The sequence below is a fragment of the Actinoplanes sp. NPDC020271 genome, from assembly GCF_044388125.1.
Classification (GTDB): Bacteria; Actinomycetota; Actinomycetes; order Mycobacteriales; family Micromonosporaceae; genus Actinoplanes.
The window spans coordinates 57,321-80,607 of sequence record NZ_JBIRWQ010000003.1; the positions used below are offsets into that span (position 1 = coordinate 57,321).

The 23,287-nt window shown below is 70.4% G+C and carries 19 protein-coding genes; 8 read left to right on the forward strand and 11 right to left on the reverse strand.

Annotation, left to right across the window (positions count from 1 at the left end; genetic code table 11):
- Positions 1 to 3: 3 nt before the first annotated feature.
- The 3 genes from cheB to ACH442_RS07660 are packed head-to-tail and all read right to left on the reverse strand — an operon-like array spanning position 4 to position 4,551.
- On the reverse strand, positions 4 to 1,050 hold the full coding sequence (gene cheB / locus ACH442_RS07650; protein WP_396337140.1) for a chemotaxis-specific protein-glutamate methyltransferase CheB: 1,047 nt from the start codon (positions 1,048 to 1,050) through the stop codon (positions 4 to 6).
- A 4-nt stretch (positions 1,051 to 1,054) separates the two neighbouring features.
- Positions 1,055 to 2,605, reverse strand: a complete 1,551-nt coding sequence (locus ACH442_RS07655) for a chemotaxis protein CheW (protein WP_396337141.1) — start codon at positions 2,603 to 2,605, stop codon at positions 1,055 to 1,057.
- A 2-nt stretch (positions 2,606 to 2,607) separates the two neighbouring features.
- On the reverse strand, positions 2,608 to 4,551 hold the full coding sequence (locus tag ACH442_RS07660; RefSeq protein WP_396337142.1) for a methyl-accepting chemotaxis protein: 1,944 nt from the start codon (positions 4,549 to 4,551) through the stop codon (positions 2,608 to 2,610).
- A gap of 241 nt (positions 4,552 to 4,792) precedes the next feature.
- On the opposite strand from ACH442_RS07660, the gene ACH442_RS07665 reads away from it, so the two are divergent.
- Together ACH442_RS07665 and dtd are read left to right on the forward strand one after the other, a co-directional pair.
- A complete protein-coding gene (locus tag ACH442_RS07665) occupies positions 4,793 to 5,131 on the forward strand; it encodes a hypothetical protein (RefSeq protein WP_396337143.1) in 339 nt (112 codons plus the stop codon).
- A 36-nt stretch (positions 5,132 to 5,167) separates the two neighbouring features.
- Positions 5,168 to 5,590 carry a D-aminoacyl-tRNA deacylase gene (gene dtd, locus ACH442_RS07670; RefSeq protein WP_396337144.1) on the forward strand — a complete coding sequence of 141 codons (423 nt, stop codon included), beginning with the start codon at positions 5,168 to 5,170 and terminating at the stop codon, positions 5,588 to 5,590.
- Here dtd and ACH442_RS07675 read toward each other — a convergent pair whose 3' ends face one another.
- Both ACH442_RS07675 and ACH442_RS07680 read right to left on the reverse strand, forming a co-directional pair.
- Positions 5,591 to 6,898, reverse strand: a complete 1,308-nt coding sequence (locus ACH442_RS07675) for a phospholipase D-like domain-containing protein (protein ID WP_396337145.1) — start codon at positions 6,896 to 6,898, stop codon at positions 5,591 to 5,593.
- A 38-nt stretch (positions 6,899 to 6,936) separates the two neighbouring features.
- Positions 6,937 to 7,722: a sporulation protein gene (locus tag ACH442_RS07680; protein ID WP_396337146.1), complete on the reverse strand. Its 786-nt coding sequence runs from the start codon at positions 7,720 to 7,722 to the stop codon at positions 6,937 to 6,939.
- A 234-nt stretch (positions 7,723 to 7,956) separates the two neighbouring features.
- On the opposite strand from ACH442_RS07680, the gene sigB reads away from it, so the two are divergent.
- Complete coding sequence (gene sigB, locus ACH442_RS07685) at positions 7,957 to 8,910, forward strand: RNA polymerase sigma factor SigB (protein ID WP_396337147.1); 954 nt, start codon at positions 7,957 to 7,959, stop codon at positions 8,908 to 8,910.
- A gap of 5 nt (positions 8,911 to 8,915) precedes the next feature.
- On the opposite strand, the gene ACH442_RS07690 is transcribed toward sigB, so the two are convergent.
- Positions 8,916 to 11,462, reverse strand: a complete 2,547-nt coding sequence (locus ACH442_RS07690; protein WP_396337148.1) for a GNAT family N-acetyltransferase — start codon at positions 11,460 to 11,462, stop codon at positions 8,916 to 8,918.
- Positions 11,463 to 11,467: 5 nt separating this feature from the next.
- Positions 11,468 to 12,652 (reverse strand): acetoin utilization protein AcuC, encoded by a 1,185-nt coding sequence (locus tag ACH442_RS07695; protein WP_396337149.1) that lies wholly within the window; start codon positions 12,650 to 12,652, stop codon positions 11,468 to 11,470.
- A gap of 128 nt (positions 12,653 to 12,780) precedes the next feature.
- Here ACH442_RS07695 and ACH442_RS07700 point away from each other — a divergent pair, with 128 nt between their 5' ends.
- Positions 12,781 to 13,470 carry a metal-dependent transcriptional regulator gene (locus tag ACH442_RS07700; protein ID WP_396337591.1) on the forward strand — a complete coding sequence of 230 codons (690 nt, stop codon included), beginning with the start codon at positions 12,781 to 12,783 and terminating at the stop codon, positions 13,468 to 13,470.
- Positions 13,471 to 13,499: 29 nt separating this feature from the next.
- Here ACH442_RS07700 and ACH442_RS07705 read toward each other — a convergent pair whose 3' ends face one another.
- On the reverse strand, positions 13,500 to 14,054 hold the full coding sequence (locus ACH442_RS07705; RefSeq protein ID WP_396337150.1) for a hypothetical protein: 555 nt from the start codon (positions 14,052 to 14,054) through the stop codon (positions 13,500 to 13,502).
- 145 nt (positions 14,055 to 14,199) lie between these two features.
- Between ACH442_RS07705 and ACH442_RS07710 the strand changes: the two genes are divergently transcribed.
- The gene (locus ACH442_RS07710; protein WP_396337151.1) at positions 14,200 to 14,787 is read left to right on the forward strand and encodes a hypothetical protein; all 588 of its coding nucleotides are present in this window, start codon (positions 14,200 to 14,202) and stop codon (positions 14,785 to 14,787) included.
- On the forward strand, positions 14,784 to 15,689 hold the full coding sequence (locus tag ACH442_RS07715; protein WP_396337152.1) for an alpha/beta fold hydrolase: 906 nt from the start codon (positions 14,784 to 14,786) through the stop codon (positions 15,687 to 15,689). Before ACH442_RS07710 ends, ACH442_RS07715 begins: the two co-directional genes overlap by 4 nt.
- Before the next feature lie 612 nt (positions 15,690 to 16,301).
- Here the strand turns inward: ACH442_RS07715 and ACH442_RS07720 are convergent.
- Positions 16,302 to 17,480, reverse strand: a complete 1,179-nt coding sequence (locus ACH442_RS07720; RefSeq protein ID WP_396337153.1) for an MFS transporter — start codon at positions 17,478 to 17,480, stop codon at positions 16,302 to 16,304.
- Positions 17,481 to 17,607: 127 nt separating this feature from the next.
- On the opposite strand from ACH442_RS07720, the gene ACH442_RS07725 reads away from it, so the two are divergent.
- On the forward strand, positions 17,608 to 18,129 hold the full coding sequence (locus ACH442_RS07725) for a hypothetical protein (protein WP_396337154.1): 522 nt from the start codon (positions 17,608 to 17,610) through the stop codon (positions 18,127 to 18,129).
- Positions 18,130 to 18,175: 46 nt separating this feature from the next.
- Here ACH442_RS07725 and ACH442_RS07730 read toward each other — a convergent pair whose 3' ends face one another.
- Together ACH442_RS07730 and nrdR are read right to left on the reverse strand one after the other, a co-directional pair.
- Complete coding sequence (locus ACH442_RS07730; protein ID WP_396337155.1) at positions 18,176 to 21,058, reverse strand: vitamin B12-dependent ribonucleotide reductase; 2,883 nt, start codon at positions 21,056 to 21,058, stop codon at positions 18,176 to 18,178.
- A 41-nt stretch (positions 21,059 to 21,099) separates the two neighbouring features.
- Positions 21,100 to 21,621: a transcriptional regulator NrdR gene (nrdR, locus tag ACH442_RS07735; protein WP_396337156.1), complete on the reverse strand. Its 522-nt coding sequence runs from the start codon at positions 21,619 to 21,621 to the stop codon at positions 21,100 to 21,102.
- A 687-nt stretch (positions 21,622 to 22,308) separates the two neighbouring features.
- On the opposite strand from nrdR, the gene lexA reads away from it, so the two are divergent.
- Positions 22,309 to 23,073: a transcriptional repressor LexA gene (gene lexA / locus ACH442_RS07740; protein WP_396337157.1), complete on the forward strand. Its 765-nt coding sequence runs from the start codon at positions 22,309 to 22,311 to the stop codon at positions 23,071 to 23,073.
- Positions 23,074 to 23,287: the final 214 nt, after the last annotated feature.

Genomic DNA, 23,287 nt, shown 5'->3' on the forward strand with positions numbered 1-23,287 from the left:
TTCTCAGCGCACCCAGTCGGCCAGGCGACCGGCGATCTCGTACGCGGGCAGCACCTCGGTGGCCCCGCCCCGGCGGGCCAGTTCACCGGGCATGCCCCAGACCACGGCGGTCTCCTCCGACTCGGCGATGGTTCGCCCGCCGGCGGCCTGGACCGCGGCCATCTCCGTGGCGCCGTCGTCGCCCATGCCGGTCAGCAGCACGCAGACCAGCCGTTGCGGGTCGACGTAGCGGCTGGCCGACTGCACCATCCGGTCCACGCTGGGATGCCAGCGGTACTCCGGGGCGGCCGGCGCGGACTTCACGATCATGCCGTCGGTGCGCCGCGCCACCAGGACGTCGGCGCCGCCCCGGCCGATGTAGATGTTGCCGCGGCGGACCGTCATGATCCGGTCGACCTCGTGCACTCGCAGCGCGCAGGTCTCGTCGAGCCGGCGGGCCAGCGGCGCGGTGAACGAGGCCGGGATGTGCTGGGCCACCACGACCGGCGCGGCCAGCGTGCCGGGCAGTTGCGGGAGCAGGTCGGACAGCAGCGCCGGCCCGCCCGTGGAGGAGCCGATCAGGACGAGGTCGACCGTGCCGGTCCTCGGCCGGTCCACGCGCGCCGGTGGAGCGCCCGCCTTGATCCGCTGGGACAGCCCGGTGGACTTCTTGATCTTCGCCCGGGCCGCGCCGCGCACCTTGCTGACCAGCTCGGTGGAGACCTCGTCGATGTTGAGCGAGACCGTGCCACCCGGCTTGGGCACGTAGTCGACCGCGCCCAGTTGCAGCGCTTCGAGGGTGACCAGGGCGTTGTGCTCGGTCAGCGAGGAGACCATGACGACCGGGGTCGGCTGCTTTTCCATGATCTTGGCCAGGCAGGTGAGCCCGTCCATCTCCGGCATGTTCACGTCGAGCGTGACCACGTCCGGGTGGACGCGTTCCAGCTGTTCCAGCGCGTCCACCCCGTTGCGGGCCGTGTGCACCTCGAAGTCGCCGGCATCCGCCAGCATCCCCTTGAGGGCGCGGCGCATCAGCGCCGAGTCGTCGACCACCAGTACCGATGTCGCCATTGCCTCAGACCCCGGCAAGCGCCTCGTCGACGACGTTCTCGCACAGCCCCGCCGCCGCGACGGCCTGCTCGGCCGCGAGCAACTGATCCACCTGTACGAGCAGCAGCATCCGTTGCTGGTCGGGCAGGTTGGCGACCCGCGACACCACGCGCGCCTGCTCCTCGGAGAGCTCCGGGGCCGGTTCGAGAACGTTGCGGCCGACCCGGGCGACCTCGGCCACCGAGTCGACGATGAAACCGGTCCGGACCCCGCCGATGATCAGCACCACGATCCGCTGCCGTTCGTCCCGCTCGGTGCGGATCAGGCCGAGCCGGGTCCGCAGGTCCACCACCGGCAGCACCGTGCCGCGCAGGTTGACCAGGCCTTCCACGAAGCTGTAGGACTTCGGCACGCGGATCAGGGCCTCCGGGACCCGGATGATCTCCTGCACCGCGTCGACGTCGACGGCGTACTCCTCGTCGTCGAGCCGGAAGACGACGAACAGCTCCTCGTCGCCGCGGCCGTCGTCCACCTCACCGGGCCTGCCCATGATCGCCTCCTGGTCGTCGTCCCGATACTCGGCGAGCTCGTCGCGCACCTCGGGCGAGTCGAACATCCGGTTCACGCTGAGCACCGAGACCAGCCGCTTGCCGTCCTCGAGCCGGCACACCGACTCCACCTCGGTCTTGCGGCCCTCACCGGCGACCACCCCGGGCAGCGGGGCGACCAACTGGTGCGGCACCCGCAGCACCTCGCGCACGGTGTCCATCACGACACCGACCACGCCGTCGGTCAGGGAGACGACGACGATCCGGTTCTGCGGCTCGAGCGGCGTGATCGGCAAGCCGAAGACCCGGCGCATGCTCACCACCGGCAGCAGCCGGCCGCGCAGGTCGATCACGCCGAGCACCTGGCTGCCCGCGTTCGGGACGTGGCTGACCGACTCCGGCGCCTGGACGATCTCCTGCACCTGGTCGATCGGCAGGGCGTACTCCTGGCCCTCGACCGCGAAGCTGACCAGCTCCAGCGTGTCGTCCGACTCCGTCTCCGGACCCGGCTCGCCGGCCACCCGGGGCGTCGCCGCGTCCCGGCCGCCGCCACCACGTTTCTCGGCCAGGCGGGCGAACTGCGTGCCGATCAGCTGGTCCACGTCGAGGACCGTGGTCATCTCGCCGTCATCCGACTTGATCACCCCGACCAGCACGTCGGAGCGGACTGTGGACTGCACCGCCTCGGCCGACTCCAGGGCCGACGGGTCGATGCTGATCACGCTAGCCACCCGATCCACCACGAAACCGAGCGGAACCCCGCCGTCCACCACGATCACCCGGGTCGTCTCGTCGTGGTCGGCGTGCGCCATCGCGCAGCACTGCCGCAGGTTGACCACCGGCAGGACGCGGCCACGCAGATTCGCCAGCCCCTCCAGGGACGGAGGGCCGAGCGGCACCTTCACCACCGAGGGCATCCGGATGATCTCCTGGACCCGGCGCATCGGGAAGGCGTACCGCTCCCCCACCATGTCGAAGGTGACGTAGTCGGAGGACTCGCCCTCCTCGTCCAGCTCGATGTCGTCCATGATCAGCTCGCGTTCTGCAGCTCGTCGGCGAGCGCGGCGATCTCCTCGACCGCGGCCGCCAGTTCCTCGGCACCCTGGGCCTGCTCCCGCGCGGCGGTGGCGGCCTGCCCGGCGAGTTGCTCGGCCTCGTTGGCGGAGGCGGAGATCTGCTCCAGGCCGATCTTCACCTCGCCGAGCACCTTGGCGATCTCCTGAGCCGACTCCCGGACTTCCTCGTTGCCGCTGCGCACCTGCTGCATGTCCCGTTCGATCTCTTCCAGCCGCGACGTGGTCGCCTTGGCCGCCTCGACCTCGGCCAGCGCCTGCCGGCTGGTCTCCTCCAGGTCACCGCGGACCTCGACGATCCGGTCCTGCACCGACTTGACCAGGTCCTTGATCCGGTCGGCGTTGTCGGCCGAGTCCCGGGCCAGGTTGCGGATGTCGGTGGAGACCACGGCGAAGCCCTTGCCGAACTCGCCGGCCCGGGCCGACTCGACCGAGCCGTTCACCGCGAGCATGTTGGTCTGGATCGAGACGTTGGCGATGGCGTCGACGATCTTGTCGATCCGGCGGGAGATCTGCTCGAGCTCGGTGACCTTCCGGACGTTGTCGATGCCCTCGCGGGCGGCCCGGCCGATCGCTTCGATCATCGAGTCGACAGCCTCCTTGTTGGTGCTGAGCACCTCGAGGATCGCGTCCGCGCGCTCCACCGCGGCGCCGCCCCGCTCGGCCGAGAGCTGAGCGCCCTGCTCGATACCGTTGACCAGTTCAGCGGTCTGCTGACCCTTCTCGGCGGCCGTCCGGGCGCCCGTGTTGATCTCCTTGATCGCGGTGTCGATCTGGGTGGCGGCGCGGTTGATCTCCTCCACCGCGGCGGACAGCTCCTCCGCCGTGGAGGCCACGTCCTCGGCGCTCTTGGCGATGTCGGTGCTGCTGCGCAGGGTCTCGGAGACCTCGGCCAGCGCCTCGGCGGCCTGCTCACTCTGCCGCAGTGCCTGGGTCTGCTGCCCGACCGTCTGCAGCGACTCCTCGCAGGCGGCGGACTGCTGCTCGGCCGCCGCGGCGATCTCCTCGGAGCGCTGCTTGGCGCTGCCGGCCGCGCGCATGGCCTGCTGGGCGGTGGCGGCCATCTCGGTGGCGCCGGTCATGATCGTGCCCATGTCGGCCCGGACGGTCTCCAGCTGGCTGGTGATCGTCTTGCCCTTCTCCACCTCGCCCTTGGCGGTCTCGGCGGAGCCCTGCACGGCCGCGGCGATCTCGGTGACGCTGTTGCGCACCTCGTCGATCAGGTCGCGGATCTGCCGGGCGCTGCGCTCGCTGGTCTCGGCGAGCGTCCGCACCTCGTCGGCGACCACCGCGAAGCCCTTGCCGTGCTGGCGGGCGCGAGCCGCCTCGATCGCCGCGTTCAGCGCCAGCAGGTTGGTCTGGTCGGCGATGTGCGCGACGGTCTTGACGATCTCGCCGATCTCGTCGGCCTGCTTCTCCAGCTCGGTGATGGTGACGACCGACTCGGTCTGCCGGCTGGAGGCCTGATCGACGTTGGCCAGCAGGCCGTTGATCCCGTTGCGGGTCTCGTTGAGCAGGACCTGCAGCGCCTGGCTGAGCTCGGCCACCTGACGCGTGGTCGACTCCTGCCGGCCGACCCGGTCCTCGATCTGGTTCATCGCGGCCAGGCTCTGCTGGGTCGCACCCGAGGCTTCCTCGGCGCCCGCGGCGATCTGCTGCATCGACTCGGTGAGCTGACGCGACGCCTCGGCCGCCTCGGCGTTCTGGGCCGAGATCTCGGCGGTCGCCGCCGCGATCCGCTCGGCCGCCTGCTGCTGCTTGGCCACCGATCGGGCCTGGCGGCGGGTCGCGTCGTTGTCCGCGGCGCCCCGGGCCGGGCGGGCGGCGGCGGACGTGGGCGCCGGGCGCGCCGGGCGTGTGGCTTCGGTGGTACGCCCTCCGCTGGTGCTGGTGAGGGGCATGGGTGATTCTCCCGTCTGAGTCCGGTCGGTCCGGCGCAGAAGGCGCGCGGGACCAGTTCCACCTCGATCGCAGGGCGCGCCGCCCGGCCGGGTCGCCGGGCTCGAAACCGCCTCCGACCTGGCAAATCCTGACACCGAACCGTGGGGCACCGACGTGCTATTGACGTACTTAAGTGGATCTCCACCGGGTTTCGGCCGGCGCGGCGTGGGCATTCGGGGACGATCCGACACGGAGGTGCACATGAGCGACTCACGACACAGCGTCGAAGAGGAGATCGCCGGGAGCGACTACGCCGCGGAGGCGCTGCGCGAACCGAACAGCTACCGCGAGGAGCGGGGCGGCGACCCGGACCCCGGGCTGTCCAGCACGATCAGCGCGGACACCGACCCGGAAGAGCTGCGCAACGGCGGACCGGCGGGCGAGGGCGTGATGACCACGACCGGTGGCACCGCCGGACCCGCCAGTTTCCCGAACCGTCCACGGACCGGACCCGGGGTGGCGCCGACGACCACCGGGGACGCCACCACCGGCGCGCTGCGCACGCCGGCCGACGAGTACACCAGCGACCAGGCCGGCTGAGCCGTCGGCTACCGTCGCGGGCGGACGGGAGGCGACATGCGGGCACTGGTGCAGACGGTCAGCCGGGCGAGCGTCACGGTGGACGACGAGGTGATCGGGAAGATCACCGACGGGCTGCTCGTGCTGGTCGGGGTGACGCACGACGACACCCCGGCGAAAGCGGCCGAGCTGGCCCGCAAGACGTGGGAGCTGCGGATCCTCGACGACGAGCGGTCCGCCTCCGACGTGGACGCGCCGCTGCTGGTCGTCAGCCAGTTCACGCTGTACGGCGACGCGCGCAAGGGCCGTCGCCCGACCTGGAACGCGGCCGCGCCCGCCGAGGTCGCCGAGCCGCTGGTCATGGCGTACGTGGAAGCACTGCGCGCCCGGGGAGCGACCGTCGAGACCGGCCGCTTCCGGGCGCACATGCTGGTGGAGAGCGTCAACGTCGGACCGCGCACGATCCTGCTGGAACTCTGATCAGGACGGGGCGATCTTGCCGCTGCAGGTGTCCCGGACCTTGTAGAAGTTCGTCAGGTACTGGCGGTGGAGGTCGGCGCTGCGCACCCGGACGATCGTCTCGTCCGCACCCCGCAGCGAGGAGAACGTGTAGTTCGCGCTGCCGGTGAAGACCCGCGGGATCTGGTCGTCGTCGTACTGACCGTCGATCAGCATGTACTTGCTGTGCGGCTTGAGGGTCCGGCCGTCGAACGACACCGCGCAGCTGTGCAGCCCGAGGCTGGCGCCACCGGCCTTCAGCGCGTTGACCACGTTCTCGCTGGTGTAGGCGTACGGGTTGTTCGCGGGACCACCGGCGTAAACGACGTCCACCCAGCAACCGGCCTTGGCCAGGGCGGCCAGCTTCTTGGCCAGCTCGGTACGGGAGAAGCCCCAGATCACCACCCGGATGTCGGTCTGGTGGGTGAGCCCGTCCGAGGTGCCCTTGTACGAGCACGCCACCGAGTTCAGCACCGAGATCATCGTGTCGGTGGACGTCTGTCCCCCGTTCCCGTCGGTCGACGCCCGCGGGAAGAAGTGGGTCTTGTACACGTCGTTGGTCGAGCCGACGTGGTAGTAGTCCTCGTCACCGGTCGCCAGCGGCCCGTACTTCTTCTGGTCGTTGAAGTAGGTCACGTAGTTGGCGTACGAACTCGCCTCGCTCCAGGTGATCGAGTTGTTGTACGCGGTGTCGGCGTCCCAGGTCGTCAGGTTGCCCGACGACTGGAACGTCACGTTGCTCACCGAGGCGCCGCCGTTGAGCACGATCCGGGATGCCAGCAGGAACTTGTTGTGGTTGTAGGCCAGCACCCCGTAGGACGGCTGCTTGGCGATGCAGCCGGCGCCGTCCCGGCAGAACATCACGAAGGACGGGGCCGAGGCGTCCGTGCCCAACTCGTTCGCGAGGGCCAGGCCCGGGTAGATCCGGTTGCCGGCGGCGTCGTCGTACGACCCGTAGTTCAGGATGATCTGCACGTTGGCGCCACGCTGGTGCGCCGTCTTCAGCCGCTCGACGAGGTTCGGCACCTCCGTCGTGTCGGCCTGACCGGCCGCGACCGGGTTGTTGAAGTCGAGCCACGACATCCGGATCGTCTCGCCCGCCGGCACCCGGTCGACGATCCGGGCGATCTGCTGGTAGATCGCATACTGCGCGGAGACGGCCCCGGAGGGATTGTTGAAGACGGCGCCCCCGATCACCGGGTCGGGCTCAGCGGCCGTCGCCGGGGACGGCACGACCGCGACCACCCCCACGACCGCCAGCGACACCAGCGCGGTCCATAACCTACGCATCTAAATATTCCCCCCTGTGAATGAAAAACAGGGGAATACTAGAAGATCCCGCGACGCCGGGCGGACTGGCGCAGCCAGTCGTCGAGCTGAGTGGTCCAGTCGACCTGATCCACGGTGGCGTAGTCGACGTCGAAACTGCCGAACGCGTCGTGCCCCTCGGTGAACAGACCACCGCGCTTGTCCAGCTCCAGCACCACCTGCAGTTTGCGAGGCGTGGGCAGGAACGTCAGCTCCAGCTGGTTGATGCCGCTCGCGTACTGCGCCGGCGGGTGGAACTCGATCTCCTGATAGAACGGCAGCTCCTGCTCCACGCCGTAGACCCGGCCGCGCTCCACGTCCGCCTTGTGGAAGCGGAAACCGAGCCGCAGCAGCGCCTCCAGGATGCGCTCCTGAGCCGGCAGCGGATGCACCTGCACCGCGTCCAGATCCGACTTGTCGACGGCGCGGGCCACCTCGAGCTCGGTGGCCAGACCCATCGTCATGCCGTGCAGGCGCTGCCCGTACACCTCGGTGATCGGCGTCTGCCAGGGCACCTCGAACCGGAACGGGACCTCGTGCCGCGCGCCCGGCTCCAACCGGAACGAGCCGGTCAGCCGCTGACGATGGAACTCCTGATTGGTCTGGTACTCGTTGTCGCCGCTCTCCACCTCGACCCGCGTCATCAGGCCGATCGCGACATATTCCACGTCGACCGCGTGGTCGCCCCCGACGACGTGGACCCGGCCGTCGAGAAAGCCGCCGGGACGGCAGTTGGGATTGGTCAGGACGGTGTCGACGGAAGGACCACCGACACCGAGCGCTTGCAGCATCCGCTTGAAGACCACGCCTGCACATTAGCCCCGTACGACAAGAATGATCGTCCGTTTCACCCAGGCTTGTCGGCTTGCCGACGTCAGGGTTCTCCCTGATTCATGCCACCTGGACGCTGGCCTCACCTCCGCTTAACGCGCCTGCGACGAAGCTTCACGTCACCGGCACGGAAGTGGCTGGCAGGCACGACAAACGGGGAGGGGCTTCCAGTGAGCCTGGAGACGACGAAGGCGACGGTTGAGGACAGCATGACGGACGAAGTCGAGCCGCAGGCCGACCTCGACGCGACGGACGAGCGCGGCGTCTCCGCCGACCTGGTCCGGGCATACCTCAACGGCATCGGCCGCACCCGCCTGCTCACCGCGGTGGAGGAGGTCACCCTCTCCAAGCGGATCGAGGCCGGCCTCTACGCCGAGGAGAAGCTCCCGGCCGCCGGCGACGAGCTGGCGCCGCTGCTGCGGGTCATCATCACCGAGGGCCGCGCCGCGAAGAACCACCTGCTCGAGGCGAACCTGCGACTGGTCGTCAGCATCGCCAAGCGCTACACCGGTCGCGGCATGGCGTTCCTGGACCTGATCCAGGAGGGCAACCTCGGCCTGATCCGCGCGGTCGAGAAGTTCGACTACACCAAGGGCTACAAGTTCTCGACGTACGCGACGTGGTGGATCCGCCAGGCGATCACCCGCGCGATGGCCGACCAGGCCCGCACCATCCGCATCCCGGTGCACATGGTCGAGCAGGTCAACCGCATGGTGCGGGCCCGGCGCGACCTGGCCACCCAGCTCGGCCGCGAGCCCAGCGTCGCGGAGATCGCCGTGGCCATGGCGGTGCCGGAGTTCCAGGTCATCGAGCTCATCTCGTACGACCGTGAGCCGGTCAGCCTCGACCAGGCCGTCGGTGAGGACGGGGAGAGCGCGCTCGGTGACTTCGTCGCCGCGGTCGACCCGAACCAGCCCGGTGAGGGCGTCTCGCAGGGCGAACTGCGCAGCGAGGTGGAGATCGTGCTGGCCACCCTCTCCGAGCGGGAGTCGGCGGTGATCCGGCTGCGCTTCGGCCTGGACGACGGCCGGCAGCGCACCCTCGACGAGGTCGGCCGCGAGTTCGGCCTGAGCCGCGAGCGCATCCGCCAGATCGAGAAGGTGACGATGCTGAAGCTGCGCGACCCGGAGCGGGCGTCCCGCCTCGAGGCGTACGCGGTCTGATCCTCCTAGTTCAATCGGCGGGGCCCGGTGTCCGGACGGATGCCGGGCTCGCCTATTTCCGCCGCCGCGTGCAGCACGGAGAAGCCGCCGGGCCGGGCCAGCACCGGGTTGAGCAGCAGCGATCGCACCCGCGGGTGCTCGTCGGCGAGCCGGCCGACCCGCAGCAACAGATCGATCAGCGCGGCCCGGTCGACCGGCGTCGAACCGCGGTAACCGTGCAGGAGCGGCGCCGCCCGCGGCTCGTCGACCAGCGCCTCGGCGGCACGGTCGGTGAGCGGGGCGGCGCGCCAGGCGAGGTCGCCGAGCAGCTCACTGGCGACCCCGCCGAGACCGAAGCCGACGACCGGGCCGAAGGCGGGGTCCTCGACCACCTCGACGACGCAGGCGACGCCGGGGGCGACCATCGTCTGGACCAGGACCTCGGGGCCGAAGGTGGTGGCGAGGTCGGCATAGGCCGTACGCAAATCGTCTTGATCTTGAAGAGCGAGGCGAACCGCACCGAGGTCGATGCGATGGCGCAGGCCACCACCCGCAGCCTTGAGCGCGGCCGGGTATCCGAGCTGGTCGGCGGCCGCGACCGCCTCGTCGGCGTCCGCGGCCAGGATCGAGGGGACGACCTCGATCCCGTACGCCGTCAGCAGTTCCGTGGCGGATGAGGCGGACTCTGCGGCGGCGGGATCAATTCCGGACAGCGCCGGCATCTGACCGGGCGGACGACGCAGCCACTCCGCATAGTTGACGACCCGCGCCAGGGCGCGGACCGCCTCCTCGACCGACATGTAGACCGGGACGCGCGGCGGGACCTTGCCGAAGACCAGCGTGGCGACGGTCGGCTTCTCCCCCGCGAGGGCGACGCTGGCCAGGGCCGCCGCGAAATCCGCGTCCTCCTCGGAGAGCTGCTGACCCGGCACGACCGGGGCGAAGACCACGACCAGCGCGTCCACCCGGTCGTCGACCGCGGCGTCGGCGAGCGCGTCGGCCAGGTCGTGCGCGGAGGCCATCGGGCTCAGGTCGTGCGGGTAGCCCTCGGCCACGACCAGGCCCGCCGCCCGGCACGCGACCTCGGCCAGCGCGGCCAGCGCCGACGAGTTGCCGACCACGGCCACCCGGCGACCGGCCGGCAGCGGCTGGTGGGCCAGGAGCATGCCGACGTCGAAGAGCTCCTGCACGGTGTCCACCCGGATCACCCCGGAACGGGCGAACAGGGCGGTGACCGCGTGCGCGTCCGGGCCGGGGAGATCACCGGCCAGACCGGGCGGGCGGGTCGCCGAGGCCACCGCGACGACCGGCTTGACCCGGCTCATCCGGCGGGCCAGGCGGGCGAACTTGCGCGGGTTGCCGAACGTCTCCAGGTAGAGCAGGACAACGTCGGTGCCGGGGTCGTCCCGCCAGTACTGCAACAGATCGTTTCCGGACACGTCGGCGCGGTTGCCGGCCGAGACGAAGCTCGACAGTCCCAGCCCGCGCCGGTCCGCCTCGGCGAGCAGCGCCACCCCGAGCGCGCCGCTCTGCGCGAAGAACCCGACCCGCCCGGCCGCCGGCAGCCGCGGCGCCATCGTCGCGTTCAGCCGGATCGCCGGATCCGTGTTGGCGATCCCGAAACTGCTCGGGCCGACCACCCGCAGACCGGCCGCGTGCGCCGTCTCGATCAACTGCCGCTGCCGGGCCGCGCCCTCCGCGCCGGCCTCGGCGAACCCGGCCGAGCCGATCACCACCCCGCCGGCGCCCGCCGACGCCGCGTCGGCCAGGGCCGCCCCGACCTGCTCGGCCGGCACGGCGATCACGGCCAGGTCGACGGGGGTTCCGGCATCGGACGCCGTCCGGTACGCCGTGAGCCCGGCCACCCGCTCCGCCGACGGGTGCACCGGCACGACCGCGCCGGTGTAGCCCCCGTCCCGCAGATTGCCGAGCATCGCCGCGCCGATCCCGTGCCCGCTCGCGCTGGCGCCGTAGATGGCGATGCCGCGCGGGGCGATCAGCCGGGCGATCGAGCGTGACTCGGTCAGGTGCTCCCGCGACTCCTGCACCTCCCGCGACTTCTCGGTCGGCGCGATCGGGAACCCGAGGTGGACCACGCCGTCGGCATACCGGCGCTGCACCTGGTAACCGGAGTCACCGAAAACGCGCAGCATCCCGCCGTTCTCCGGGAGGACCTCGGCCACGAACCGGCGGATGCCGTGGTCACGGGCGGCGTCGGCCAGATGCTCCAGCAGCACCGACCCGATCCCCCGGCCCTGCTGGGCGTCCTCCACGACGAACGCGACCTCGGCCTCCGCGGAGTCGGGGCCGAGACGTTCGTACCGCCCGACGGAAGTGATACGGCCGTCGGCGGCGACCGTGACGAACGCCTCCCGGTCCCGGTGGTCGACGTTGACGAACCGCTGCAGGTCCCGCTCCGGAATGCGCGGATAGGGCGAGAAGTAGCGAAGATAGCGCGTGCGGTCGCTCATCCGGGAGTGGAACTCCACGATCGCCGGGGCGTCATCCGGACGGATCTGCCGCAGGTGCACGGCACTGCCGTCGGCCAGCAGGACGTCTGCGCTGCGCTCCATCGGTCTCAGTCCCGGGGGTCGTGCGGGTCGAGCCCGTGCAGCGGGAAGACCGCCAGGCGAGCCGCCATGATCGCGCGGTCGACCGGGTCGTCCTCGGTGCCCGGCGACCACGTTTGCGCTGGTGGAGACGGGCCGTCGCCCATCGTCTCGGGGACAGCGGCGCCCGGCCGTCGCTCAGTCGCCATCTTCCGCCACGACAGGGGGGTACGCGTCGACGGGTCCAGCGGCGCGCCGGTCGCCACCGCCAGCAGGTGTGACCACGCCCGTGGCACGACCTCGACCAGGGCGTAACCACCGCCGCCGAGTGCCACCCAGCGGCCGCCGCACAGCTCGTCGGCCAGCTCGCGCATCGCCACGTAGGCCGCGCGCTGACAGTCGACCGACAGCATCAGGTCGGCCAGCGGGTCCAGCCGGTGCGCGTCCGCCCCGCACTGACTCACGATGATCTCCGGGGCGAATGCCCGGACCACCGACGGCACCACCGCGTGGTACGCCTTCAACCAGCCCACGTCACCGGTGCCCGGCGGCAACGGCACGTTCACCGCGGTGCCCTCGGCGCCCGGCCCGCCCGTCTCGTCGCAGAAACCGGTGCCCGGGAAGAGCGCCAGCGGCGTCTCGTGCACGCTGACCGTCAGCACCCGCGGATCGTCGTAGAACATCGCCTGCACCCCGTCGCCGTGATGCACGTCCACGTCGATGTAGGCCACCCGCTGCGCGCCGTGGTCCAGCAGCCAGGCGATCGCCACCGCCGGATCGTTGTAGACACAGAAGCCGGCCGCCCGGGCCGGCATCGCGTGGTGCAGGCCGCCGGCCACGTTCACCGCGCGGCGGGCCGAGCCGTGCCAGACCGCCTCGGCGGCCGCGATACTGGCGCCGCAGATCCGCGCCGACGAGTCGTGCATGCCGTCGAAAACCGGATTGTCCGGCGTGTTCAGCCCCCAGCCGAGGAAGAACGGATCGATCGGGGCCTGGCGCACCGCGTCCAGGTAGTCCTCCCGGTGCACCCGGGTCAGCTCGGCCTCGGTCGCCGGGCGCGGGGTGATCAACTGCACACCGGGACGATCGAGCACGCCCAGGTCGCGGGCGAGCGCCATGGTCAGCTCGACCCGGACCGGGTTCAACGGATGGTCACCCATGTCGTAGTCGAGAAGGGCCCGGTCCCAGACCACCGCCGTCGTTTCGTCCGCCATGGCGACATGCTCCCACGGGGTGTCTGGGGAGGCACTCGTAGCGCCTCCTCCGGTAGGGTCTCCTGGCACTTGCTCGGGGCGGATGTCAACCCCCCGCCGCGCGGTAACATCGCTGCTGGGAGGACCGCATCGTGAACGACCTTGTCGACACCACCGAGATGTATCTCCGGACCATTCTCGAACTCGAAGAAGAAGGCGTGCCTCCGCTTCGGGCTCGCATCGCCGAGCGCCTGCACCAGAGCGGCCCCACGGTCAGTCAGACGGTCGCCCGCATGGAGCGGGACGGTCTGCTCACCGTCGAGGGTGACCGTCACCTGGTGCTGACCGAGGAGGGGCGGAGCACCGCCGTCTCCGTCATGCGCAAGCACCGCCTTGCCGAACTACTACTGGTCAACGTCATCGGCATGCCGTGGGAAGAAGCCCACGAGGAGGCGTGCCGGTGGGAACACGTGATGAGCGACTCGGTCGAGCGCCGGGTCTACGAGCTGCTGAACAAGCCCACCCGCTCGCCGTACGGGAATCCGATCCCCGGCCTGGAGCGGCTCGGCCTGCTCGAGGACGACAGCACCGACCCGCTCGGTCACGGCGAGCGCAACCTGGCGTTCCCCGGGCTGACCGGCAGCGTCGTGGTGTCCCGCATCTGTGAGAGCGTCCAGACGAACGCGGACGTGCTGCGCCAGCTGCACGCCGCCGGCATCGACCCGGGGACGACCGTGACGGTCGCCCAGGAGCGGGACGGGGTCACCATCGACAAGTCCGGCGACAAGATCCGGCTGCCGCGTGAGGTGGCGTCCCGGGTGTTCGTCGCCGCTCGTTAGCTCCTGCCCGGTGAACCGCCGGCGGCTTCTCAGCCGTCGGTGGTGTCCATCGCCTTGGCCAGCTCCAGCAGGCCGCTGTTCATCCTGGTCACGGCCGAGTTCGACGCCCCCTTGGCGAAGGTGAACCTCAACGTCTGGAGCTGGGCGGCCTCACTCAGCCAGCCGATCTCCACCGACGGGCCGTGCCCGGAGCCCGCCGCGGTGTTCAGCCGATAGCCGGCCTTGCCCAGCCCCTTGAGCGCGACCGACTTCTTCGGCGCCCGGGTCGCCATGAAGATCTTCGCGTCCGCCTTCGTCTGGTCGACCACGGAGATCGACAGGTCCGGCCACGAGGCCTCCACCGTCTGCACCACGCACGTGGAGGTGTCGTCGACCTGGCCGGACGCCGCCACGGAGAAGTCGACCCCGACCTTTTCCTTGATCAACGCCCAGTCCCAGAGGATGCAGGCGCCACCCGCGGACGCGGCCGGAGCCACCTCGATGGTGACCGGAGGCGGCTCCTCGACGGTTGCCTCCGCCTTCTCCTTGCAGCCGGAGACGGCGAGCAACGCGACGACGCCGAGCGCGGCTCCGACTCTACGCACGAGGGCTCCTCCCGGGTTTCGGGGCACACCTTATTGCCCGGGAGGCGCCTGACGGAAGCCGGAACTTCTTCGCGTACGGACCGTGATCGTGTGGTCCGTCGCACGCTACTTGACGGGGCTTGTCAAGTAGCGGGAGGATCGGGGCATGCGGGAGACAGAGGCACTGGCCGAGCAGATCGTGAGACTGCTCGACATCCGCCTGACCGACCCGCTGGAGATCCTGCTCGACGGCCACCACAGCGTGGAGGAAGTGCGGCGGCGACTCCACCGGCAGGCGCTGGACTGGGCGTTCGTCATCTCGTCCGGCCCCGGGCCGGAGGCGGTGCACGTCCTCGCGCGACTGATCGGCACGCTCTACCCCGACGACCACGCGTTCGCGCCGCCGGTGGAGTGGTGGCGGACGCCGCTCGGGCAGGCGGTGGCGCGGCGGGTCGGGCATCCGTTCGCCGAGTCGGTGTCACTGGCGATGGCCGGGGCAATGCTCGGCATCAGCCGGCAAGGGGTGCACGACCTGGTGCGGCGGGGCAAGCTGCCACGGCACCCCGACGGTGGGGTGCCGGTCAGCGCGGTGCGGGCGAGGTTGCTGGCGGCCGGTCAATCGCCTCCCGGCCCGGGCTTGACGGCCGACTTCGCGGGGCCGGCCGACGACATTCGCGTGGCCGAGGATTTCGGCCACGGGCGGCAGGCGGAACGCCTCGCCGACAACTTCGACGATGACGATGAGGGCCAATGATTCACGACAGTCTTGTCGACGTGGGGAACGTGCAGATCGCCGTCCGCGACTTCGGGGGTGAGCAGCCCCCGCTGCTCCTCGTGCACGGCGCCGGCGGCAACCTGGCGCACATGACCACGCTCGCCCGGGCGTTACGACCACACCATCGCGTGGTCACCGTCGACCTGCGCGGGCACGGCCGATCCGCCGACGGCCCGTGGAGCTGGGACGCCGCGCTCGGCGACCTGGCCGCGGTCTGCGTCGAGCTCGAACTGGAACGGCCCGCGGTCGTCGGGCACTCCCTCGGCGGGATGCTGGCCGCCTACTGGGGCGAGCGCCACCCGGAGTCACCCGGCGTGATCAGCCTCGACGGGAACCCGCCGCCCAACGATCCGGCCCAGCTCCCCGGCCTCGGCACGGAGCGAGCCGCGGCCGAACTGGAACGACTCACTGCGGCCTTCGACATGGTGGAAGCCGCCGCCGGCCAGACCGTCGGCTCCGCAGAACTGGCCGCCCTGGTCGACCGTCAGCGGACCGTCGCCCGCAACCTCGGCGCCGACGAGAAGGTGTGGATCGAAGGCTTCCGGCGCAACGTGATCCAGGGCAAGGACGGACGAGCCACGTTCCGCCCGTCGTTCGAGACCACCACCCAGTTGCGCGCACTGCTGAACTCGCTGGACCTGACCCCGGTCTACGCCGCGATCACCTGCCCGGCGCTGCTCGTGCTGGCGACTCGGTCGCTGCCGGAACAGGAGCCGTTCGCGGAGCTGTATGCGGCTCATCGCCGCTTCCTGCTGGCACAGGCCCAGGCGGCGCCGGGTCTGCTCCACCACGAGTTGGCCGGGGCGTCACACGCGATGGTGGCCGAGCAGCCGGCCCAGCTGGCGTCCCTCATCACCGGCTTCCTCAGCGAACACCGCTGACCCGTCTCCGCTGCTGCCCACCGCGGCCACACCCCATACCCGCCGCCCACCGCTCGGCCGCACTCCCGCCACGGCGCTCGGCGCTTCACCACACGATCTGCCTCGCCCAGCCGCTCACCGCCTCACCACCACGCTCCGCCTCACCGGACGCCCGCCGCCTCACCCGCCCTCTGTCTCACCGGCCGCCCGCCGCCTCACCACCACGCTCCGCCTCACTGGACGCGCCGCCTCACCACCATCACACTGGCCGCTCCGCCACCACCGCGCTGCGCCACTCACCAGGAGCCGGCCTCGCCACAGAGCTGTTGTCAACGTGGAACGGCGCCCCCGGCGGGCGGACGCGGACGCGAGGGGCGGGTCGGCATGAGCCCGCGCGGGTGGGCAGGCGTGAATCAGGGGCGACTGGAGCGAGGGGTTTTCGGGGTGAGCGCCACCGGCCACGGAGGTCGCCCTGGAGGGTGAGCGTTCTGGGCGCCCTGCGCCCTGCTCGGCCCGGAGGGGTCCCCGCGGGAGCGGCGGAGAAGGACCACAGCGGACGTAGGACATGAAGATCTTGAAGTTGATCTTCAAAGGGTCCGATCAGAAGCGGACACGGCGGCGTTCGGCGCAGATTCAGGCGCGGAGCGGCTTGGCGGCATGGGAGGCCGCCAGGCCCAGCAGCAGAGCGCCGAAGACGCAGAGCAGGCCGTGCAGGATCCCGAAGTGCTCGGAGAGGAAGCCGATCAGCGGCGGCCCGGCCAGGAACGCTCCGTAACCGATGGAGCCGGCGACCGAGACGCGCATGGCGGCGTGCAACGGGTCGTCGGCGGCGGCGCTCATGCCGATCGGGAAGCCGAGCGAGGCGCCGAGCCCCCAGAGGAGCGCTCCGGCCAGGGCGAACTCGATCGAGCCGCCGAAGACGACCAGCAGGACGCCGGCGGCGGCGGAGACCGCGGTCAGGCGCAGGACCGGGACGCGGCCCCAGCGGTCGGCGGCGGCGCCGCCATACATGCGACCGAGAGTCATCGCGGTGACGAAGACGCCGAAGCCGATGGCGCCGAGCGTGTCACCGGCGTGGTATCCGTCGACGAGGCTGATGGCGAGCCAGTCGTTGGCGCTGCCCTCGGTGAAGCCGAAGCCGAGCAGGATCAGGCCGATCAGAATCGTCCGCGGTTCGCGCCAGACCTGGCCGGCGGTCATCGCCGGTTTCGTGCCGGGCTCGGGTTCGACGTGCGGGAGGAAGCGGCGGACGACCGCGAGTTGGACGGCGACGACGATCACGGTGGTGACGTAGAGCTGGACCCAGATCGGCACGCCGACGGCGGAGGCGGCCGCGCCGACGCCGGCTCCGGCGACCGTGCCGAGGCTGAAGCCGGCGTGGAAGCGGGGCATGATCGTGCGGCCGATGCGGCGTTCGACGTCGGCGGCCTCGACGTTCATGGCGACGTCCCAGGTGCTGGTGCCGAAGCCGCAGAAGAGCAGGGCGATCCCGGCCAGCGGGACCGAGCTGAGCAGGGTCGCGGTGGCGAGCAGGGCCAGGCCGAACGCTTCGGCCATGCTGGCGATCAGGACCGCGCGGGCCGGGCCGAAGCGCTGCACCAGCGGGCCCGCGAGGGGGATCGACGCGACCGAGGTGCCGGACATGCAGAGCAGCAGGAGGCCGAAACCGGCGACGGAGAGTTCCAGGCCGTCCCGGATCGCGGGGGCGCGGGACAGCCAGCCGGCGAGGGCCAGGCCGTTCATGGCGAACGTGACGCCCACCGCGATCTTGGCCGAGTTCACCCGGGAGGGTGCGACGTCAACGCTGCTCACCAGCTCAACTTACACGTTAAAGCCGCCCCGGTCACCGGGCATTCGCCGTAGGGCCGGGAGCGAGCGCGCTCCGGGCACGCCCCACAATGGGCATCGGCGCATCGGCGGAAACCGGAGGGAGAGCGACATGCGGCCCGAGGAACTGCAGGCGGAGGCACAGTCCGTCCTGAAGCTGCTGGAGCCGCTGGGGCCGATCGTCCCCACGGGCAGCTACGTGTCCGGGCTGATGGTCTGGCGCGAGCTCGACGTGATGCTGCTCGGCGGCCCGCAGTTCAACCCGGCCGACGTGCTGGCGCTGCTCGGCAAAGCGGTCACGATCCCGGGCGTGACCGGTTTCGCCTACCGGGACGAGCGCGGCGGGGAGAAGCGGGACGAGCGCTACCACGTGACGATCACGCTCGGCGAGTGGCGCGTCGACCTGTCGATCTGGCTCCACGACGACCACGCCGACGTCAGCGACTGGCACCGGGAGCTGGCCGGGCGACTGTCCGACGAGGAGCGGCAGGCGATCCTGGCGATCAAGACGATATGGCACCAGCGGCCGGAGTACCCGGACGAGGTCTGCGGATGGGACATCTACCGGGCGGTGCTGGAGGACGGGGTGCGGACCGCGGTCGAGTTCGGCGTGTGGCTGCGCGACAAGCGCTGACGGGCGGTGCGCTTCGCGGCGCACCGCCCGTCACACGACGACCCGATCAGCTGCAGCCGGAGGTCGAGCCGCAGCCCTCGCAGACGTAGCAGCTGCCGGCGCGGCGCATCTTCGTGCCGCAGGTGAAGCAGAGCGGCGCGTCGGCGGCGTGCCCGGTGACCAGCTCGAGGACCTCGGTCGACGAGCCGGCCTTCTTCTCCGGAGTGGTCGCGGCCTTGACCTCGGCGACCGTGACGATCGACGCGGACGGCGCCGACTCGGCCATGTTGGTCACGGCCAGGTCGGCCGCGGCCGCCTCGGCCTGCGCCTCGGCCTGCGCCTGGGCGGTGCGCTCGGACGCGGTGAAGATGCCCAGCTCGGCGCGGGTGTCGTAGGGCAGGAAGTCCAGCGCCAGGCGACGGAAGATGTAGTCCATCACCGAGGACGCCATGCGCACGTCCGGGTCGTCGGTCATACCGGCCGGCTCGAAGCGCATGTTGGTGAACTTGCTGACGTACGTCTCCAGCGGGACGCCGTACTGAAGGCCTATCGAGATGGCGACCGAGAAGGCGTCCATCACGCCGGCCAGGGTCGAGCCCTGCTTCGACATCTTCAGGAAGACCTCGCCGAGGCCGTCGTCCGGGTAGGACGACGCGGTGAGGTAGCCCTCCGCGCCGCCGACCGAGAAGGAGACCGTCTCGGAGGGGCGCTTCTTCGGCAGGCGCTTGCGGATCGGGCGGTACTCGACCACCTTCTCCACGACCTTCTCGACCGTCTTTTCCTCGACGGCGGCCGGGGCGGCGGCCTTGGCGGTCTTGCCCGCCGACAGCGGCTGGCCGACCTTGCAGTTGTCGCGGTAGATCGCGAGCGCCTTCAGGCCCAGCTTCCAGCCCTGGTAGTGGATCTCCTCGATCTCCTCGACGGTCGCCGACTCCGGCATGTTGACCGTCTTCGAGATCGCGCCGGAGATGAACGGCTGCACCGCCGCCATCATCCGGACGTGGCCGATCGGGGCGATCGACCGCTCGCCCATGGCGCAGTCGAAGACCGCGTAGTGCTCGGTCTTCAGGCCGGGCGCGTCCACCACGTTGCCGTGCTCGGAGATGTGCTCGACGATCGCCTCGACCTGCTCCTCGGGGTAGCCGAGGCGGCGCAGCGCGCGCGGGACGGTCTGGTTGACGATCTGCATGGAACCGCCGCCGACCAGCTTCTTGAACTTGACCAGGGCCAGGTCGGGCTCGATGCCGGTGGTGTCGCAGTCCATCATCAGGCCGATGGTGCCGGTCGGGGCGAGCACCGACGCCTGGGCGTTGCGCCAGCCGTGCTTCTCACCGATCTTGTTGCCGTTCTTCCACTGCTTGGTGGCCTCACGGAGGATCTCGGTGGCGACCGGGCCCTGGGCGCGGACCTCGTCGTTGGCGGCGGCGTGCTTGCGCATCACGCGCTGGTGCGCGTCGGCGTTACGGGCGTAGCCCTCGTACGCCCCGACGACGCCGGCCAGCTCGGCGGAACGCCGGTACGCCGTACCGGTCATCAGCGAGGTGATCGCGGCGGCGACACTGCGGCCACCGTCGGAGTCGTACGGCAGGCCGGAGGCCATCAGCAGCGCGCCGAGGTTGGCGTAACCGATGCCGAGCTGCCGGTACGCCCGGGTGGTGATCCCGATCCGCTCGGTCGGGAAGTCGGCGAAGCAGATCGAGATGTCCATCGCGGTGATGATGAACTCGACACTCTTGACGAACTTCTCCACCTCGAAGCCGCCGTCGGCCTTGAGGAACTTCATCAGGTTCAGCGAGGCCAGGTTGCAGGACGAATCGTCCAGCGACATGTACTCCGAGCAGGGGTTGGACGCGGTGATCCGGCCCGTCTCGGGGTTGGTGTGCCAGTCGTTGATGGTGTCGTCGTACTGCAGGCCGGGGTCGGCGCACTCCCAGGCGGCCCGGGCGATGTCACGGAACAGCTTCTTGGCGTCGATGGTCTCGATGACCTCGCCGTTGAGCCGGCCGCGGAGACCGAACTCGGCGCCTTCCTCATACGCCTTCATGAACTCGTCGGAGACCCGCACCGAGTTGTTGGCGTTCTGGTACTGCACCGAGACGATGTCGGCGCCGCCCAGGTCCATGTCGAAGCCGGCGTCCCGCAGCGCGCGGATCTTGTCCTCCTCGCGCGCCTTCGTCGAGACGAACTCCTCGATGTCCGGGTGGTCCACGTCGAGGATGACCATCTTGGCCGCGCGCCGGGTGGCGCCACCGGACTTGATGGTGCCCGCGCTGGCGTCGGCGCCGCGCATGAAGCTTACCGGGCCGCTCGCCGTTCCCCCGGACGACAGCAGCTCCTTGGACGAGCGGATGCGGGACAGGTTGACGCCCGAGCCGGAGCCGCCCTTGAAGATCAGGCCCTCCTCCTTGTACCACTCGAGGATCGAGTCCATCGAGTCGTCCACGGAGAGGATGAAGCACGCGCTGACCTGCTGCGGCGACTTGGTGCCGACGTTGAACCAGACCGGCGAGTTGAAGCTGAACACCTGGTGCAGCAGCATCCAGGTCAGCTCGTGGTCGAAGACCTCGGCGTCAGCCGCGCTCGCGAAGTAGCCGAACTCCTCGCCCGCCTTGCGGTAGGTCTGGACCACGCGGTCGATCAGCTGGCGCAGCGACGTCTCCCGCTCGGGCGTGCCGACCGCACCCCGGAAGTACTTCGTCGTGACGATGTTCGCCGCGTTGACGCTCCAGAACCCCGGGAACTCGACGCCGCGCTGCTCGAAGTTGATCGAGCCGTCCCGCCAGTTCGTCATGACGACGTCGCGGCGCTCCCACTCGACCTCGTCGTACGGGTGGACGCCCGCCGTCGTCCACACCCGCTCCACGCGCAGCCCCCCGGCCGCCGCACCGTTGCTGCCGTTCGCGCTCGCCCGGCTGCGCTGGCGACCCGCTGTGACGCCGTCTCCGGCCATAAGAATGTGCTCCCCCTCGTAGTACCGCTGACAGGTGTAGCTCAGGAAGTGGGCTTGGGAAGACGCGCTGTCGTGGACCGCGGCGCGACAGCGTGTCGCGTCCCGGCTTCGCGGACCGGCGGCGTGTCGCGGAGCGCGGCGATCTCCCGCTCGAACTCGTCGAGCGAGTCGAAGGACTTGTAGACGCTGGCGAACCGCAGATAGGCGACCTGATCGAGTTCACGCAAAGGCGTGAGAATCGCCAGACCGACCTCGTGGCTCGGAATCTCCGCGGCCCCGCGAGCCCGGACGGCCTCCTCCACCCGCTGCGCGAGCAGCGCGATCGAGTCCTCGTCGACGGGCCGGCCCTGACAGGCCTTGCGGACCCCACTCATGATCTTCGTCCGGCTGAAGGGCTCGGTGACGCCGCTGCGCTTGACCACCGCGAGCACCGCCTCCTCGACCGTGGTGAAGCGTTTGCCGCACTCAGGACACGACCGACGACGACGGATCAGCTGACCGTCGTCGGCCTCCCGCGAGTCGACGACCCGCGAGTCGGCGTGCCGGCAATACGGGCAACGCACCGCGATCTCCCCCTCCACCCCGCCCCGGCCGATATCCAGACACGCCGAAACGCAGCCACGCCATGATCTCAACCATCGCGCAGCTGTGGCCGAACCTGTGGAAAACCGGGGAGGAGAAACCCAACCTGTGGACGACTTACATCTCTGTAACCACTAGATGTTGGGGAAGACGCTATGCCGCGGCAGACGCCGATGCAAGTTCGAAGACATGCCGACGCGCCGTATTCTGCACCTCAACACGCTGGGGTGACGGCACGATCACCGGGCGCGTCGAGAAACCGTTTGCCGCACGGTCAGCCGTGCGAGGCAGTCGCGAACAGGACAACACTCGCGAGGGCCGCCAACGCGAAGAAGAGACCGAGAAGGACCACTCGGCCACGCCGGGTCAGTCGCAGGGGCGGCGCCGTGTGCCGAGCCCCACCGGTGACCACCATGACACGTTCCCCTCTCTCGGACACGCGTTCGATAGAACGCCCGTACGACGGTGTATCAGAACGGGAGTACGAAAATCCAGTCTTCCGGGGCGACACGCCGGTGAAACCTCGTACAGATGTTTGAATATGTCGGACCCGCCCACTACGGTTTCCTGTCAAGAGGGGTCAGCCGGACAAACGCCATCCCCACGGCGCGTCCGGCTCCGCGACGCACCACGTGCCGACAAGGCACTGGCCGACAGGGAGGGCGGACGTGTCGACCGACGACCGCAAGCAACCGATCAGGCAGGACGCCGCCATTCGCCGCCGCACACCGGGCCGGGCTCGTTCCGCCGACGCTCCGCAGCTGCGCTCGGTGACAGCCGTCGGCAGCGTGACCGAGCCCGTCACCAACGATCTGACCGCCCGCCAGCGGCGGATCCTCGAGTTCATCCGCGAGTGGGGCGAGAAATACGGTTACCCGCCCAGCGTGCGGGAGATCGGCGAGGCCGTCGGCCTGGTCTCCCCCTCCAGCGTGGCCTACCAGTTGAAGGCCCTGGAGACCAAGGGTTACCTGCGCCGCGACCCGAACCGTCCGCGCGCCGTCGACGTCCGCTCCCCCGGCGAGCTGGTCGACGACGAGACGTTGCGGGCCGCCCGGCCGCAGCCGGCCTACGTGCCGCTGGTCGGCCGGATCGCCGCCGGTGGCCCGATCCTCGCCGAGCAGTCCGTGGAGGAGTTCTTCCCGCTGCCGCGCGAGCTGGTCGGCGAGGGCGAGGTCTTCATGCTCGAGGTCAAGGGCGACTCGATGATCGACGCCGCGATCTGCAACGGTGACTGGGTCGTCGTCCGCCAGCAGCCCACCGCCGAGGCCGGTGACATCGTGGCCGCCATGATCGACGGCGAGGCGACGGTCAAGAGCTACCGGCAGCGTGACGGGCACGTCTGGCTGATGCCGGCCAACCCGGCGTTCGACCCCATCCCCGGTGACGACGCGACGATCATGGGCAAGGTGGTCGCGGTCCTGCGCCGCGTCTGAAACCCTTCCGGGGGAGTTCGTGGCGAGCCCACGCCCGTCCCCACGCGCCGCGGCGCGGCTGTCCCTCCGGGTCCGGCCGCGCCGAGCGCATGGGCAGCCACTCACCGCACGAGCTGAACCACTGCTCCCGGCCCCGGCGCGCCGCACCCCCGGACCTGGTTCTCACCATGGTGATCCGACTCCCCGAACAACGAACCAGCCGGGCCGACACCCC

Excerpts from the sequence above, each read along its gene's own strand:
- ACH442_RS07730 (WP_396337155.1), bottom strand. The coding sequence starts at position 21,058 with ATGGCCGGAGACGGCGTCACAGCGGGTCGCCAGCGCAGCCGGGCGAGC.
- ACH442_RS07660 (WP_396337142.1), bottom strand. The coding sequence starts at position 4,551 with ATGCCCCTCACCAGCACCAGCGGAGGGCGTACCACCGAAGCCACACGC.
- ACH442_RS07675 (WP_396337145.1), bottom strand. The coding sequence starts at position 6,898 with ATGCGTAGGTTATGGACCGCGCTGGTGTCGCTGGCGGTCGTGGGGGTG.
- ACH442_RS07715 (WP_396337152.1), top strand. The coding sequence starts at position 14,784 with ATGATTCACGACAGTCTTGTCGACGTGGGGAACGTGCAGATCGCCGTC.
- dtd (WP_396337144.1), top strand. The coding sequence starts at position 5,168 with ATGCGGGCACTGGTGCAGACGGTCAGCCGGGCGAGCGTCACGGTGGAC.
- cheB (WP_396337140.1), bottom strand. The coding sequence starts at position 1,050 with ATGGCGACATCGGTACTGGTGGTCGACGACTCGGCGCTGATGCGCCGC.
- ACH442_RS07690 (WP_396337148.1), bottom strand. The coding sequence starts at position 11,462 with ATGGAGCGCAGCGCAGACGTCCTGCTGGCCGACGGCAGTGCCGTGCAC.
- ACH442_RS07695 (WP_396337149.1), bottom strand. The coding sequence starts at position 12,652 with ATGGCGGACGAAACGACGGCGGTGGTCTGGGACCGGGCCCTTCTCGAC.
- ACH442_RS07725 (WP_396337154.1), top strand. The coding sequence starts at position 17,608 with ATGCGGCCCGAGGAACTGCAGGCGGAGGCACAGTCCGTCCTGAAGCTG.
- ACH442_RS07710 (WP_396337151.1), top strand. The coding sequence starts at position 14,200 with ATGCGGGAGACAGAGGCACTGGCCGAGCAGATCGTGAGACTGCTCGAC.
- ACH442_RS07655 (WP_396337141.1), bottom strand. The coding sequence starts at position 2,605 with ATGGACGACATCGAGCTGGACGAGGAGGGCGAGTCCTCCGACTACGTC.
- ACH442_RS07665 (WP_396337143.1), top strand. The coding sequence starts at position 4,793 with ATGAGCGACTCACGACACAGCGTCGAAGAGGAGATCGCCGGGAGCGAC.
- sigB (WP_396337147.1), top strand. The coding sequence starts at position 7,957 with ATGACGGACGAAGTCGAGCCGCAGGCCGACCTCGACGCGACGGACGAG.